Below are 16,279 nucleotides of genomic sequence, written 5' to 3'. Positions count from 1 at the left end.
AATCATCAGGATGTTCTTTAACATCATTGAGTAGCACGTCATCTGGTATTTTATAAGGTTTGGTTTGCCTGGTTGTTTTGCTATGAACACGCCTCTTCCAGTTCTGTATGGTGGTTGGGCTGAGATTATAGAACTTAGACGCTTGAGCAAAAGTCATACCGTCATCTATACTTCTGAGAACTTGTTTACGAAAATCTAGTGAGTAAGTCATAGTGTTTATGGTAGCAATTGGGTTTGATAATTAGTTTATAACACTTTTAGGTGGGATTGACTATATATATATAAAAGCACTAAACAGTCCAATGAAAAATAACGATACTATTTCTTCTAGTTTTAAATCAAAGTATATTTTAAACTTAGTGGTAATTAATGCAGCGATAAGAGAGGGTATTAACCCAAAAAAGAATCCGCCTACAATAGAAGCTAATAGCATTTTGAAAATATCTGTTAACTCTTGGCTGAAAATATTACCGTCAATTACAAACATCACAATCATATATAAGAAGACAATCAGACCGCCTATCGCTCCACCTAGCAATCCATAAACTCCTATCACCTTACCTTTAGGATAGTTGGTTACAGTGGCTGTAGCGCTGATCTCAATGTCACTCATACATACCTCCATTTAGGTTTCACATGAAACTTAGGAACTGTAACACCACCTATTACAGTGGAGCTAAACAACCCTGATAGAGCTAACATCACAGTTAAAAAACCTTAAAGCTTATTATCTCATTAACACCTAAATGTGTAGTTGTAGATATCTAGCCTTGCCCATTCATGCCTTAGGTAGGGCAAATAATGCTAGGATTAAAGCGCTGACACCACCAGTCAAAACCTGAATGATAAAAGGTAGCTCTGTCGCTGATAGAAAGGCAAAGCCCATAAAACCACCAGTAATTAAAGATATAAGAAGGCCTTTATAATTACGGTAAGCATTTACTTGCGCAAGAATCCAGCCTGTAAATAACGAAGGTAACAGTCCTAATATAAATCCAAAGACCACATAGAAAATCAGCGCAAACCCTAGTAGCCAAACTATATTAAATACAGTGATGAGATAGACGTTAGTAATATTCAGTACTTCGGGCGCACCGAAATCATGATCATTAAACAAGACATCAGGTACTGCTATGGTCAACCAGAGAAATGTTCCACCTAGTGCCCCTCCAAATTGTGCATATTGGTTTATAATTTTTCCTTTAGGATAATTGGGTCTGGTTTTATTCATAGAGTTTTCTAATTTTTCAAAAACTGGAGTCTTATTTTTTTTGAAACCTAGGAATGGTTAAGCCGCCTAATATAAGAGCACTAAATAACCCAGATAAACCCACCAACACAGCAAATAAAAATTTCTCAAAATCTATTGTCTCAGCCATCGTCAACGCAATTATGCTAAATGGAATAGTTGCAATAAAACCAAGTAAGCCTAATACAAGCCAGTTTTTAAACGTTCTAAGATACAGTTTTAGATAAATGGCAATGCCTGCTGTTATCAATGCTGGTAGTAGGCCGGCTATCACTTTAAAAGCAAGACCCCTAAACATATTTTCTATAAAGAACTGGAAATCAAAATCTAGCCATGATTCTGTCCCAAGATCCACAAATAGAGTTAATATCAGGCTTGCAATAGTGGCTCCTACCCAGCCACCAAGTAAACCAAACCCTATAAGGATTCTTAACCAAGGGTAAGACTTTATATTACTTTGCTTTTCTAGCGTTAATTTTGAAGCTTTATTATTTTTAGAAACCATATTATTGTCGTCTTAATACTCTGAGGTGAACTAAATGTATCAACCCACTTGTTTCACATGAAACATCCATTTAATGATTTAAGAATCCTGCTCTTCTAACGCTTGCTTCAACGTTGGCTGTTTAAACTCATAACCTGCGCCCTGTAATGCTTGCGGCAACACCTTTTGTCCATCAATCAGTAGCGTTGACATCTCACCAAACATTAGCTTAAGTAAAAACTCAGGTAAAGTAAAAAAAGTTGGTCGGTGTAACCATTCACCCAGTATTTTGGTAAAGGTATGGTTGGTCACTGGATTGGGCGACGTGAGGTTATAGACGACCGCTGTTGTATCGTTAGTGGTCTGCAAAGTATTATCATATGTGGTTGCGCTAGTCGTTTGCCCAGTATTAATACCATTATCAGCGCCCTTGCCAGCCAAATGCTGCTCAATAATAAATATCGCTGCCCCTACCCAATCCTCGCGGCTTATCCAACTCATGATTTGCTTGCCATCACCCAACTGCCCACCGACGCCCATTTTAAATGGGGTTAATAGTTTGCCGAGCATACCACCCTCAGGATGGATAACCACACCTGTACGGACGATAGCTACAGGCACGCTATATTCGGTTGCCGTCAATGCTAGCTGCTCCCAGTCATCACATAGTTTGTGTGAAAAATCTGTTTTAAATTCACTGCTTTCGGTCAACGGTTTATCACCTTGGGTGCCATACCAACCAATGGCTGAGCCGCTAAGCAGCAGCTTAGGTTTATGATTGGTACGGGCAATAAAGGCCAATAGCGACTCAGTAGGCTTAACACGGCTGGCGAGCAATTGCTCTTTACGTGCATCGCTCCAACGCGAGTCCGCTATCCCTGCACCCGCTAGATTCATAATCACATAGAAGCTGTTATCCGAATTAGCCAACTCATCATAAGTCATCATTTCGATATCGCTCGGATGTGTCTGACTGCTATCACGCGTCAGCCAAGTGATATGTAGCTCCTTACCCACCTGCTGATAACGCTTGATTAGCTCTTTACTAAAGGCACTACCCAAAAACCCTGAGCCACCGCTGATTAAAATATTCATATCCTACTCCCTGTATGATATTAACTATCATATTTATTATTTAGTAAAACTTAAACTATCATAACCATCGTCTACTTTTTTAGCGCTGATATCAAAACCACTTTTACATGCTTTTGGTAAAGCTATACAGCCAGCAATGGCTGAATTAATGCCGCCAAAAACACCAACGATACCCATAAAAGCCAACAGCACACCAACTTCTATCCATGAGTTGATGCCTAAATATAAGACGATTGCACCCATATAAATAGCTGAGGTTATAAACCCAATCAAAAAAGTCGTGCGTATACTTTTATGATCCTCGCGCCATAGCTTTTGGCTGGCGATGATAATGCCCGTTAATAACGCAGGAATAAAACCCAGCAAACCAACATATAACAATGGCTGATAACCAATTTGGGCAAAACTGGCCTCTCGAAAGATAAACAATAAAGCCAGCTCAGCAATCAATCCGCCAACCACGCTACCAATACCTGCAAACAAAATCATCACGGTTAAATGAGGGTAAGCATCCAAACTATTATTCATTATATTTCTCCTATTTATATTAGCTGTTTATTTAGTATAAATAGTGCATTGGTAGTGCTAATGAAGTTACTGTGAATAGTTAGTGGATAAGTATTTTGACTTTGTCTATTCTGCTTATTACTCTAAGCAAAATGCTTACGAATAGGACAGTCACTATTGTTATTATTTTGATATTTGTCTTTTAATTTATTCCAACGATTATTAATAAATTCCATGACAGTAGCCATGTTTGGCAATACGTGCGCTTTGGTCAGGTGTGGCGCTGCCGCATCTAAACGCTTGGCAAGCTCCGGTAAATGATTGGATGGCACAGCAGGAAATAGATGGTGCTCTACATGATAGAGTAAATTGAAGGTCAGCAAGTTGACTAATGGATTACGCTCGGTGCGGGCGATGGTCTCATCACAATCATGATGCACACCCCACACCGCAATGATACCGACGCTGGCATTGGCCAATGTCATGGTCAGTAGGTGATAGATCAATATTTGCGCCAACATAGCAAGAGCAGGAATAGTAAATGCGGTCAATACAAGAGCAACCAAGACGACCACAGCAATCAAACCAAACTCTAAATACGCAATACGCTGATTACGGCGACTGCTCAGACGTAAACCTTGACGATAGATATTTAGTCGATACGTGACACCACCTAACATCGCTCGCCACCACGACATTTTTGCCAGACTGCCCTCAATGTCATTGTCGCCCAATGGGTCACGATGATGCTCCATATGGGTGGCTCGAATGCTGTGCAAGCTGGTCATCAACAGCACGCTAAGCAATAATAGTATGGCAGTCGTCGTACGTTTTCCTGTACCCAAACTATGATGATAGCCATCATGAGCTTGGCGAAAAGCCGTGGCAAAGAATAAATAAGACGCGCCGCACGCTAGTACATACCAAGACTGACTGGCAAACCACCATGACAGCAATAAAAATGGATAAGGCAAAATAATATTATAGGCAATTTGACCGCGAGTTAGCTGGCGCAAGTCTTGCCACTGCACTGCATTGATCGCATCTTTAATCGCTATGCTTTTATTACCCTGTGTGTTATTCGCTTTCATATGCCACATCCATTTGTTATTACTATGAAAAGAGCTAATAAAACCTCAATCTGTTACATAAATTTCTGTCATAACAGAAATAAATTTATAAATTTTTTCTTTTAAATAAGCTATGGCACTATTAACGCACCACTAACGTAAGACCTTTTTAATGCTAGCGCCCAACTTCAATACCTTTTTGAGTGCGCTTGTCGGTAGTCTAAGCATCTCAGAAGACCAAGTAGTCACGGTCTCAACGAATTCTTGCGTCTCACGAATGCGTGCTTTGACTTCACTATTCTCATGCTCAAACTCAGGGCTGTCCATCAACTCTTGTAAAAACTGTACCGTTGGCTCCAGTTCACGTTTTTGCCTTTCAACGACGATGATACGCGCCAACTCCCAAACGTCGGTATTGGTCGTAAAGTGATCACGACGGTCACCCAATATCGAGATCTTTTGTACTAATCCCCAGTGCTGTAGTTCTTTAATACTGTTTGAAACATTAGAGCGCGCAACGCCAAGTGTTTCGGTTATTTCTTCAGCATTTAGCGGTTTACCGATAATAAATAACAGCGCGTGAATCTGTGACATGGTGCGATTGACCCCCCACTGCGAGCCCATTTCGCCCCAATGTAAGATAAATTTTTCGGTCACAGGATTTAGTTTCATGATTATTATTTACTCACTATCTTGAATAATTTGGTTATCTTAGGGCGTGTCCTCAATCTAAACGATAATACCTAAATGGGCTAAAAATGGCTAAACATCGTCAAATAGTTGGCTAGTATCCCGATATTATCTGCACTATTTTCCTTGTTTAACTGCAATTTAACTCATTTTTATCACCATTTTTAAAATGAGGACACGCCCTAATCATTCATACTGCGCTATTCTTTTATTTCTGTCAAGACAGAAATAAAAGAATAATATTTATTGCTTAGTGGATTGCTGTGCTCTAACGAACAATTAAACCAGTGGTTGCGTCACGAATTTGGCTCGGTAAGGTATAGCCTAATGTCTCAGCTTGCAAGTAGCTGATTTGCTCGCCAAAATAAGAATACGCTTCAGAAAAAGTCATCGCAGGCGGTTCACTTGATGGATTACAGCTCGTCGAGATCAGCAACCCGAATGGGTTCTGAGTACTGACTAGCTGTTGACACAGTTGACGGATAATAGGATGAGCGATCACTCTCACGGCTATCGTCTGGTGCTGCCCCATTATCCAAGGAGGAATAATGGTCGTCAGTATCTGCGGGATAGGTAACAACCACGTATGGGCTTGCTTATATTTTAGATCTATATGCTCACTATCTATCTGCCAGCTTTTTAGAATAGGTTTGAGTTGCGCCTCATTTAACGGGTCTAATAAAGGTGCCAGCCGCTCTACACTATCGGTAATAACAATCATACCTTTGGCTTGTGGGCGCTGTTTAATGGCTAAAATACGCTGAACTGCTTCTTTATCATAAGCGTCACAACCGACACCCCAGACGCTTTCGGTTGGATAAGCGAGCAGCTGCCCTTCTTTGAGCCACTTAGCAGCTTGAATGACGGAATCCGTGATGAATGGTGCAGATTGGCTCATAATTTGAATGTTTAGAAAGATAAAGTGTAAGCGCTTATAATAACACAGGATAAAGAAAGACTAGGATAGCTAAGGCTGCAAAAAACTTATTCCAGTAGCACCTGAATCAGTTTTAAAGTGACTCAACTATACCAACATTGTGCTGGGCTTAAATACTCAGAAATGATAAGCAAAAAAATGAAAAGTTAGAGAGGATGTGGCTTTAGACCCGCAGATAGCGTCCGCCCTGCACACTGATCGTACCCAGTAACTCAAGCTCCATCAGCTGTCCAATTAATTGTGGTGGCGCAAGCTTAGTAGTTACGATAAGCGCATCCAAATCCTGCCCATGCCAATCAAGCTGTTCATAAACGAGGGTTAAATGCTCAGGTACAACGATAGGTTTAGGAGCAGATTTGATATTAGAAGGTGGTGGCAGGTTAGCGACTATGGCGGTACTTTTATCTTTATTGGTATGTTTAGCAGTTTGGCTATGATTCGTTTGAGAGCTATTAGATTCGGTAGTATCTATACTATCCACAGTATCTTTTGATTCATGAGAATAACTTTCATAACCCAACTGAGCATTGACGTCCTCGAGCACCTGCTGCGGATGATAAACCAAAGTCGCGCCTTCACGTATCAAGTGATGACAACCTTCTGCATTGCTATTATCAATATGGCTAGGAATCGCAAAGACTTGCTTGCCTTGCTCAGAAGTTAAGCGAGCGGTAATCAGCGAACCGCTTTGAATGGTCGCTTCGGTCACAATCGTTGCGAGGCTTAGTCCAGCGACCAAACGATTGCGCCGCGGAAATGTGTGCTTGTGCGGCAGCGTGTGCGGCAACAACTCACTAATGATACAACCGCCTTGCTCGATAATCTGGCTAAACAACTTATCATGATGATTGGGATAATTGACATCGATACCCGTACCCATGACGCCAATAGTACGACCTTGGTATTCAGACTCAGCCTGTGCTAGCGCGCCTAAATGTGCCCGTTTATCCACACCCATCGCAAGACCACTGGTGATTATATAACCCGCTTGTGCTAAATACTGTGCCATATCAAAGGTGGTTTTTTGTGCATGTGCGGTGGGTTTTCGACTACCAACGATAGCGATTTGCGCTTGATGCAGACGAGATTTATTGCCACGATAAAATAATAATGGCGGTGGGTCGTAGATTTGCGAGAGTTGTGCAGGATAGTCAGGCTGATCGGCGAATAACAGACCGTATTTTTTATCTAGCAATGCTTGCTGGATTTTATCAATATTGGCACGCGTTTGCTCTGGCTGTTCATGACGGGCCAGATGGGTATGGTGAATACCCAATTGTCGCCATGCTTCTACGCCAGCAACCCAAGCCAGTGGTGCACCACCAAAAACAGTAATCAGCTTATGATACGCAGATAATGACGCATTCACCTCATACCACAGCGCCAGTATGGCGCGCTGATCGTCTGATAAAGAAGAGGTGACTGCTGTCATCGTCGTTTGTCTCGTTTGGGCGGGCTGAGTGTGGTCAATTTAAAAAAACCTTGTATGAGCTTATAGATAAGGCGGTGGTAACAGCTTATCGCCGACGTTTAACGGCAACTCAGAATTTAGCACATAAGCATAACTAATATGATCAAAAGTATTAAACACCATCACCATACCACTTTGCTCATTTGGCAAGCGTACAGGCGTATCATTATCGCGGATATCGCGCACCAATGGCCCTTTTTGATAAACCATCAATACATCACCAGGCTTCGCGCCATGCGTACTACCTAGATTGATAGCAACCACACTGCCTTTTGCCGCTGAACTGATTGAGTCCATGACACGGACAATCATACCACCACGGCTAACCGACGCAGGTGCTGGATAAAATACTGGCGGGATAGAGTTATCTAGCTCGACAAATACGCGATCACCTTCACGTACTTCTTTGCCATAACTATCCGTAAGCTGCAAACTGGTGACACCGTTGGTTTCTGTCGAGGTAACCAAACCAGTCGCCACTTGCGTGACTTCTAAACCGATCACTTCTTGCGTTTTAGGATCAACATATAGCTCGCCCTCGCGGTAGATACCATAGCGCTGACCGACGATAAGTGGGACGCCTTTGGCATAAATCTTATCGCCACTTGCGGTGATTAAGTTGCGGTTTTTGGAAGCTAAAATATATGGCGTGGTGTTGAAATCTTCTGGATTGACGATGATCGTCTTATCCAACCAGTGCTGAATAGCAGACCATGGAATCGGCGGTATACTGTTGGCAGTGGAGGTAACGGCTACTGTGCTAGCCACCACATCGCCAGTGAGTTGTTTTTCAACCCCAGCACAGCCCTCGCCAGTATCTACTCCAATGAGTGTTTTGCCTTGAATCACACATAAAATAAGAATGTCATTGGGATAAATAAGATTGGGGTTTTTGATTTGCTTATTGGTTGCCCAAATCTCTTTCCAGCGCCACGGACTGTCTAAATAACGGCCTGAGATATCCCACAGAGTATCGCCTTTTTTGACGATGTAGCGATTGGGTGCATCTGCTTTAATGGTTGGGGGTGGATTATTAGCGTGGGCAGCATTCATTAGCATGGCACTGCTAAACGTCGTGATCAACAGCGCTTTTGCTATTTTTTTTAAGCTCATCTTCATTGTTATATCCACAATATGTACCGCTATTATCGCCACAATAACGCTTACTTAAGTCGATTAATCTCGAGGCTTTGTACTTGTTTGAGCAAGCAGTAATAAAGCATCAAGCACTTTACGGACTTAACAAGTTGTTTATGATGACGTTTAGAGGGCAGCTGTTCAGTAATTGGCTGGTATTATTCCTAAAAAGCGTCTAGCACATTGCTGATTCGCCGACGCCGTTCCTAATATTACAATTATATCTACCATAACACAATCATAAACACTTTATTACAATAGTGTAACCTTTATGTGGAAACCTTCTTTTATTTCTCCTTTAGATATGAGCTCAGGGCTATTAGCGCTTTATGCTGGATTTGGTGTAACATAATCGCGAATTTGTTCAGCAACCAACTCAGCGTTGTTGTCTAAAACGACCACATGTTGCGGCAAGCTCTCCAAACCCTCGGTATGGGCTGGGCGAGCAATATCTATTTGACCAATCGCCTCGACGATGGTGTCTGCAAACTTAACGGGTAGCGCCGTTTCGGCACAAACAATCACCTCACCTTCTCGCTGCAACTCTTTGGCGACCTTGATACCATCAGCGGTATGCGGATCGACCAATTCACCATGCTGTTCATAAAGCGCTTTGATGGTTTGTAGACGGTCACTATGGGTAGATTTGCCGGCAGCAAAACCATAACGTGTGTTAACCGCTTCCATTAGTTCAGGTAAATCAAAACCTTGTCCAGATTTGACCCCTTCAAACAACTCATGGACGCGGGCGCTGTCTTTATCAAGCAATAGATAAACAAAACGCTCAAAGTTAGACGCTTTGGAGATATCCATCGATGGACTTGAAGTCACATAGGTTTTTTCTGTTGGACGCGGCTGATAAGCACCTTGGTTAAAGAAGTCATTTAATACATCGTTTTCATTGGTGGCGACAATTAAACGCTCAATTGGCAAGCCCATCTCACGCGCGATATGACCGGCACAAATATTACCGAAGTTACCTGATGGCACGCTAAAGCTGATTTTTTCGTCATTACTATCAGTCACGGCAAAGTAAGCTTTAAAGTAATAAACGATTTGCGCCAGTATTCGACCCCAGTTGATTGAGTTTACGGTACCTAAGTTATAAGCTGCTTTAAATTCTGCATCTTGTTGTAATGCTTTAACAATATCTTGGCAATCATCAAACATACCATCGATGGCGATATTGTGGATATTGTCATCCGTTAAGCTATACATCTGCGCGCGCTGAAATTCGCTCATTTTGCCATGCGGTGACAACATAAAGACTTCGATGTTTTCTTTACCGCGTAGTGCATATTCTGCTGCACTGCCCGTATCGCCGCTGGTCGCGCCAATGATAGTAATACGTGCATCTTTTCTTTTAAGTACGTATTCAAAAGCATTGCCCAAAAACTGCATGGCAACGTCTTTAAATGCCAGCGTTGGACCATTTGATAAGCCTAAAACGTATAAATTGTCTTCAAGCTTACGCACAGGGACAATTTCGGCACTACCAAATATCTCTGCGGTATAAGTACGCTCAATAATATCTTGCAAATCAGCGGTAGGGATATCGGTAGCAAAGCGCTGCATGATCGCCATCGCTAGCTGTGGGTAGCTCAGCGTGCGCCACTTATCAAGCGTCGCACTATCAATATTTGGATAGCTCTCAGGTAGCATCAAACCACCGTCTGGCGCAAGACCCATCAATAGCACATCACTAAAATCCATCGGTGCTGTCTGACCACGGGTACTGATATATTTCATTAGATTGTCCTGTCTATAATGAGGTTATTCAATATTTAAAACGGTTTATTCAGCAGTTTTTTGCAGCAACGCATAATAAAAACCATCGCCACTCTCGCTATCAATCGGTAAGCACTGACGACCGATAGCCTGCTCGATACCCCAATTGCAATCATCGCTAAATTCAACGGCTGTTATATTATTATAGTAAGTCATGAAATCCTGCATCTGCTCGACGTTTTCTTGCTTTAAAATAGAGCAAGTGACATATAACAGATAACCACCAACTTTAAGTTGTGGCCATAAATTGTGCAAGATATCCGCTTGTAGCAAAGTGGTTTGCTCGACGTCTTCTTCGGTACGCAGGATACTGATATCAGGATGACGACGAATCACGCCCGTCGCGGTACAAGGTGAATCTAGTAATATAGCGTCAAATACAAGTTTACTCTTTTTCTTGCCTGCCCCTTGCCATGTCGTCGCGTCAGCACAGACGATATTGAGCTCGACATTCTTTTCAGCTTGCTGCAAGTCGTGCTGACTTAGATTCAAGCGCTGTAAATTAGTATGAATACGCTCGATACGCGGCGCTTCATTATCTATCGCAGTCAGCTTCACTTTCGAAACTAAAGGTACTGATTCGTCGTTTTGTTTCACGTGAAACAAGGTTGAATCATTTGAGCTGATTAATTCTAACCAATGAGCCAATTTACCACCCGGCGCCGCACAAGCGTCTAAAATACGGACCTCGTTGTTATTATTATTCGTGTCTGTATCGACGTCTACATCATCGTTTTTAATACTCAGCTTATTGAGTAACGCGCTATGGATAAGCGGCGCTGCAAGTTGCGCATGCATATCTTGTACGCTAGCAGCTCCTTCAGAAAATTGCGGTAAGGCATTCACTGCAGTGCTCTGATGTAATCTTAGCCCTTTGGTTAATATGCTATTAGATGAGGCTGTATCCGACGAGTTAGATAAGTTGAAACCACTCGTTAGCTCAACCAAATCCGCGTCAATCTCTGCCCCATCCAGTGCTTGCTGATAGTCAGCTACCGAGGTAACTGCTGTATTCACTCGTAAAAACATTGGCGCAGGTTGACGTAGGCCCTGCATCAAATCGTCATACTGCTCACTCCAATCTTGCTTGAGCTGATAGGCAAGCCAATTAGGCAAGCTGTGTTTTTTATCACACTTTTTACGGAACTTACTAGGGTTCTTGGCAACTTTACGCAAGATGGCATTGATTAAACCAGTCGCATGGGCGAACTCAATCTCTTTCGCCGCTTCGACCGTTTCATGAATCGCCGCATGGTCAGCCACTTCCAAATACAGCAACTGCACCAAACCCACTTGAATGGTAGTACGCACCTCAACTTCATCAATAGGGTTATCCGCTAGCGTATCAAGTAAACGCGCAAGCGCATGCCATTGGCGCAATGTCGTTAGCAATAGCGCATGAGCAAACCCTTTATCACCATCATGTAAACTATTTAATAACGGATCAAGGACGCTTGCGAGCGACTGACCGTTTTGAATAGCCAATAAAGTACGAATCACACGGACGCGGACGCTACCATTCATAATAAGGTTGCTTGACGGTTTGAGCTTATTATTTCTAGGCGCAGTGCTGGTTTGTCTCATTAAATTGGGTTTCCTTGACGTATGATAAATGGCGTCTTGTGCGAGTTAGTTTGTTGACAGAATAGGTTAAATTATTTTGTATCTATAGTGAATTGATCACCATCGTTTAGCTGATTGCCGTGGCAGATTTGCTCGGCAGTCATCGGCTTACCACCGGCAAACTGTAAGTCAGTTATGGCTAAAGTTCCAGCCGTTTCTTTGTCACCAGCCGTTGTACTATCAGTACCGCAAGCGACTAAAATCGCGTTGCGTCCAACACTGATGACCGTACCAGCAGGCTCATTGGTTTGCTGTGATGCGTTGATAGGCAAGCTGGCTAAAATTTTGACCCGCTGCCCTGCTAAAAAAGTATAAGCACCCGGCCACGGTGTCAGTCCACGGATTTGGCGTTCAATATCAGCAGCTGATTGTGCCCAGTCAATTGCGCCTTCAGTTTTGACCAGCTTTTCAGCGTAATTGGCTTGGCTATCATCTTGAGCGCTAGCCTGCGCTTGATAGATTGGCAAGTCCTGCAACACCGTAGTAATGGCCGTCGCTCCTAGAGCCGCCATCTTATCATGCAGGCTGGCAGCAGTATCATCAGGCTCAATATTAGCGCTCACCTTATAAAGCATGTCGCCTGTATCTAGCCCTTTGTCCATCTGCATAATGGTAATACCAGTCTCGTCATCGCCCGCCAATAGCGCACGATGAATCGGTGCTGCACCGCGCCAGCGTGGTAATAATGAGGCGTGAATATTTAGGCAGCCTAGCGTCGGTGTGGTCAATACGCCAATAGGCAAAATCAGCCCATAAGCGGCGACAATCATCACATCTGGCTGATAACTACGCAACGTCTGCCGCGCCGCCATTCCTTCTGTACTGGATTTTTTAAAGGTAACTGGTTGTTCAACAGCGATATCATGAGTTAATGCCACTTGCTTAACCGCTGACGCTGCCAGTTTTTGACCGCGACCTGCCTTGCGATCCGGTTGCGTATACACCGCAACGATGTCTATATTGAGTGACTCTTGCTGCTTGATTAATGTCTCAAGACTGATAGCAGCAAACTCAGGTGTGCCCGCAAACACAACCCTTAGACGCTTGCTAGAAGAAAGGTTATTGGTAGTAGACGGCGCGGATAGCGTAGAGGCAGAAGCAATTGTAGTCATAATCATGCATTATATAGGGTTAATTGACTCATTATAGGTGAGTTTACGACGTTGTGCCATGATTGTAACCGCGTCAATCGGAGTTACTAATGACCACATTTGTCTTTATAATAGAAAGTAGGCCACATAAGAAACACAGTACACAAACCACAGTCAGATCAGCAAGCCAGCTACTCCGACAAAATATTTATAACTCCACTATATTTTTTATGTCGACATAGGACCAAGTTTTCATGCAACAGTTTCAGTCCTTACAGCGCTTACTCATATTTTACACCTTGACGTTGACAGTCATGCTGTTGCTATATTATGTTGCGCTGTTTCATGAGATGAAACAGAACAGTGAACAACAGAGTATTGATACTTTTTATGCTTTACAGCACGACATCACTGAGCATGCTAACCCCTTAAACAGTGAAATCACAAAAATTCTAGAAAAACCGACGTTTGAGGGTATCAGTTATCAGTTGGTTTTTATGCTGCCATCGGGGCAGACTTATATCCACCGCCATACTCGCCCTAATGAAGCGACATTTTCAACCATTACCTTCCCTAAAGTTATCACCTCGTTACCCTCTAACACCTCTAATAACAGCGCTTATACACTGACTGCCTATAACTTAGCAGGTACGATTGTATTTAAAAGTGGGCATAAACTTCATATTATACTGCGCCATAAAGCCCTTGATATTGACTGGTTATCTTATCGCTACTGGCTACCACTGATGACCGCAATAATGTTTTTTATCGTCGCTTTACTTTATATGCTAAACCGCCGAACCAACTGGGAGCAGTTGTTACTTTATACCGATAACTTGGGTAGTCAGGCAAAGGAAGCTTACACGCCACCACCATTTATGGCGGATAAGTCGACTGCTGAGTTTTTGCGCTTAGGTCATGCACTGAGTCGTATCAGTTATCAGTTGCATAACAACCATCGACGTATTAAAACCCTCAAACACCGTCTGGAGCGTTTGGTTGAGCAAGCGCCATTACCGATGCTTATGATTATGCGCCATGGACAAATCAGCTTTTTTAACCAACGCTTTGAGCAAATATTTATAGGCTTACCTGAAAATCACCACCATTATGAATTGACAGATTTTTTCGCTGGTAAGGATGAATCCACCCAATTACTGCTAAAAACATTGTCAAACTTACGTGTCACTCGCACAGTGACCGTCTACGGATTACAAAACCAACAGTCATACCAGCTGCATATCACGCCATGGTTCGGTGAGCACGGACAAGTTCATGGCTTTACCGTACTTCTTAACAGCATTCATGAGTTCGCCAATCAAATTGAGCAGTTGCAACAACAGAACCAACAGCTTCAACAGCGAATTGAGGAATTCAAAGGATTAAACTCTGTCATCGGTCATAAACTACGCATACCGCTAGAGACTATGATCGACACGCTTGAACCGATCGATCCTCAGACATTGTCTATCCAGCAGAATAAGACTTTGAGTGTGTTGGTTAAAAATAGTCAGCGTATGCTAACCACGCTGTACGATATATTGGATATCGAAGAGATTGAGGTAAGAAAAACTCGCCTGAGTATCCAACCTGTCGATATCTATAAGCTTGGGCAAGAAGTTAACGCTTTAATCATCGATAAAACGCGGCAGCAGGGGCTTGAGCTGATTTACTTTTTTACCCCCAACTGCCCGCGTTACATTGACACTGATGATGTGCGCTTACGTCAAATTTTGCTTAATTTATTACATAATGCCATCAACTTTACCACTACTGGCTACGTGGCGTTGATTATCGAGACCATTAGCCAAGATCAAGTACCACAACTCGGTAAAAATAGCTTACCCGCTCTCAATGAGAATGTAGCAAAAGACCAACCCCATTATTGGGTGCGTTTTAGCGTACAGGACACAGGGGTCGGCATCACAGCAATTAAGCAAAGTCAGCTGCTTCATTATTTTGATCACAGTCATAATTACAATCAAGATATGAATCAAGTAGAACAAGAGGCTATCGAAACTGGACTGGGCCTAAATAACGTCAATAATTTTGCTCGGTTATTAGGCGGTTTTATTGAACTAAAAAGTACTGTCGATAAAGGCAGCAGTTTTGACCTTTATCTTCCTTGTCGTCATCCAAATTATCAATCGGTATATCACCACAGTCCGCATTTGACCCACATTCATCTTATGGCAGTCGTCAGTCAGCCACTGGTTGCCGAATACTTACAATCCTTGTGCAGCCATTTGTCTATCACAGCGACTATCTATACTTCTGTAGATTTAGCGTCCCTACCAGAGTTAATACAGCAGTTTGAGAAAAATGTGCAAACACTGGCGCCTATATTACTATTAGATTACGAATATCGTGACACCCGTGCCATCACAGTAGATGACGCGTCAAAATCAGACGAGCTCAAGTTGGTACAAACACAACCCGGTAATAATAAGCAAACGACAGCCAGTGACGACAGTCAGCCAATACTAAATCAGCTGCTTGCTGATATATTATTACCCAAGCTACTGTTTAGCATGAAACCCGAACGCCGTATCCCCTCTATACTGTTGGATAAATGCGATGGCTTTTTGACAAAACCTTTGGACAGCGCCTTGCTGATCTCCGAGTTGATGCGCTTGACCTTGCCCGTCAGGCAAGTACTGGCACAAGCACAAACTGTCAAAGCCGAGGTTAGTAAACCAACCAACCCATCAGCTAACCCATCGGTTAACCCTGAAACAGCCTTACCCCTTATATTAGTAGTAGAGGACAGCCCAACCAATCAAAAAATCGCCTGCAAAATACTAAGCAAGCTCGGTTATCGTAGCATCGTGGCAGAAGATGGGCAGCAAGCATTAGAGGTATTGGAAACGCAGCGGCAGGAGATTTCACTTATTTTGATGGACTGCCGAATGCCTGTCATGGACGGCCTACAAGCCACCCAAGCTATTCGCGCCCAAGGCGACGATATTCCTATCGTCGCCTTAACTGCCAATAATACCCAAGAGGATCGCGATGCCTGTATCCAAGTAGGAATGGATGATTTTTTAGCTAAACCTATCGATAAAAAGCAATTGGAGGTCGTTTTACAGAGTTTTATAGAAGCTTAACCACAACTTATGCAGCGGCTGCTTGTATAG

At 42.8% G+C, this 16,279-nt stretch carries 15 protein-coding genes; 1 reads left to right on the top strand and 14 read right to left on the bottom strand.

Translation table 11 applies throughout. The features are described 5' to 3' along the window. The 14 genes from EI161_RS05385 to fmt all read right to left on the bottom strand — a co-directional run. Positions 1-211 (bottom strand): IS630 transposase-related protein (locus tag EI161_RS05385; RefSeq protein ID WP_192529150.1); only part of this gene is annotated, 211 nt, incomplete at its 3' end. Positions 212-271: 60 nt separating this feature from the next. Continuing rightward, positions 272-613: a hypothetical protein gene (locus EI161_RS05380; protein WP_192529149.1), complete on the bottom strand. Its 342-nt coding sequence runs from the start codon at positions 611-613 to the stop codon at positions 272-274. 165 nt (positions 614-778) lie between these two features. Continuing rightward, positions 779-1,231, bottom strand: a complete 453-nt coding sequence (locus EI161_RS05375) for a hypothetical protein (protein ID WP_192529148.1) — start codon at positions 1,229-1,231, stop codon at positions 779-781. 31 nt (positions 1,232-1,262) lie between these two features. After that, positions 1,263-1,754 carry a hypothetical protein gene (locus EI161_RS05370; protein ID WP_192529147.1) on the bottom strand — a complete coding sequence of 164 codons (492 nt, stop codon included), beginning with the start codon at positions 1,752-1,754 and terminating at the stop codon, positions 1,263-1,265. Between the two features lie 78 nt (positions 1,755-1,832). After that, entirely contained in the window at positions 1,833-2,828 is a 996-nt protein-coding gene (locus EI161_RS05365; protein WP_192529146.1) for a TIGR01777 family oxidoreductase, read from the bottom strand. A 36-nt stretch (positions 2,829-2,864) separates the two neighbouring features. Beyond that, on the bottom strand, positions 2,865-3,356 hold the full coding sequence (locus EI161_RS05360) for a hypothetical protein (protein WP_192522780.1): 492 nt from the start codon (positions 3,354-3,356) through the stop codon (positions 2,865-2,867). Positions 3,357-3,478: 122 nt separating this feature from the next. Beyond that, entirely contained in the window at positions 3,479-4,426 is a 948-nt protein-coding gene (locus tag EI161_RS05355) for a fatty acid desaturase family protein (protein ID WP_192522779.1), read from the bottom strand. A 132-nt stretch (positions 4,427-4,558) separates the two neighbouring features. Continuing rightward, positions 4,559-5,077: a GbsR/MarR family transcriptional regulator gene (locus EI161_RS05350; RefSeq protein WP_192522778.1), complete on the bottom strand. Its 519-nt coding sequence runs from the start codon at positions 5,075-5,077 to the stop codon at positions 4,559-4,561. A 286-nt stretch (positions 5,078-5,363) separates the two neighbouring features. Beyond that, positions 5,364-5,993: an L-threonylcarbamoyladenylate synthase gene (locus EI161_RS05345; protein WP_192522777.1), complete on the bottom strand. Its 630-nt coding sequence runs from the start codon at positions 5,991-5,993 to the stop codon at positions 5,364-5,366. A 202-nt stretch (positions 5,994-6,195) separates the two neighbouring features. Further along, entirely contained in the window at positions 6,196-7,464 is a 1,269-nt protein-coding gene (gene dprA / locus EI161_RS05340; RefSeq protein WP_192522776.1) for a DNA-processing protein DprA, read from the bottom strand. 60 nt (positions 7,465-7,524) lie between these two features. Then, on the bottom strand, positions 7,525-8,622 hold the full coding sequence (locus EI161_RS05335; RefSeq protein WP_225735236.1) for a LysM peptidoglycan-binding domain-containing protein: 1,098 nt from the start codon (positions 8,620-8,622) through the stop codon (positions 7,525-7,527). A 345-nt stretch (positions 8,623-8,967) separates the two neighbouring features. Next, complete coding sequence (gene thrC / locus EI161_RS05330) at positions 8,968-10,389, bottom strand: threonine synthase (protein WP_192522774.1); 1,422 nt, start codon at positions 10,387-10,389, stop codon at positions 8,968-8,970. Positions 10,390-10,434: 45 nt separating this feature from the next. Next, on the bottom strand, positions 10,435-12,012 hold the full coding sequence (locus EI161_RS05325; protein ID WP_192522773.1) for a transcription antitermination factor NusB: 1,578 nt from the start codon (positions 12,010-12,012) through the stop codon (positions 10,435-10,437). Positions 12,013-12,083: 71 nt separating this feature from the next. After that, the gene (gene fmt, locus EI161_RS05320; protein WP_192522772.1) at positions 12,084-13,163 is read right to left on the bottom strand and encodes a methionyl-tRNA formyltransferase; all 1,080 of its coding nucleotides are present in this window, start codon (positions 13,161-13,163) and stop codon (positions 12,084-12,086) included. Positions 13,164-13,396: 233 nt separating this feature from the next. On the opposite strand from fmt, the gene EI161_RS05315 reads away from it, so the two are divergent. Further along, positions 13,397-16,249 (top strand): response regulator, encoded by a 2,853-nt coding sequence (locus EI161_RS05315; protein ID WP_192522771.1) that lies wholly within the window; start codon positions 13,397-13,399, stop codon positions 16,247-16,249. Positions 16,250-16,279 lie beyond the last annotated feature (30 nt).

Source organism: Psychrobacter sp. FME5 (genome assembly GCF_014861375.1).
In the GTDB taxonomy this organism is placed as follows: domain Bacteria; phylum Pseudomonadota; class Gammaproteobacteria; order Pseudomonadales; family Moraxellaceae; genus Psychrobacter.
The sequence above is the reverse complement of the archived record's forward strand: the minus strand, read 5'-3'. Positions and strand labels throughout refer to the sequence as shown.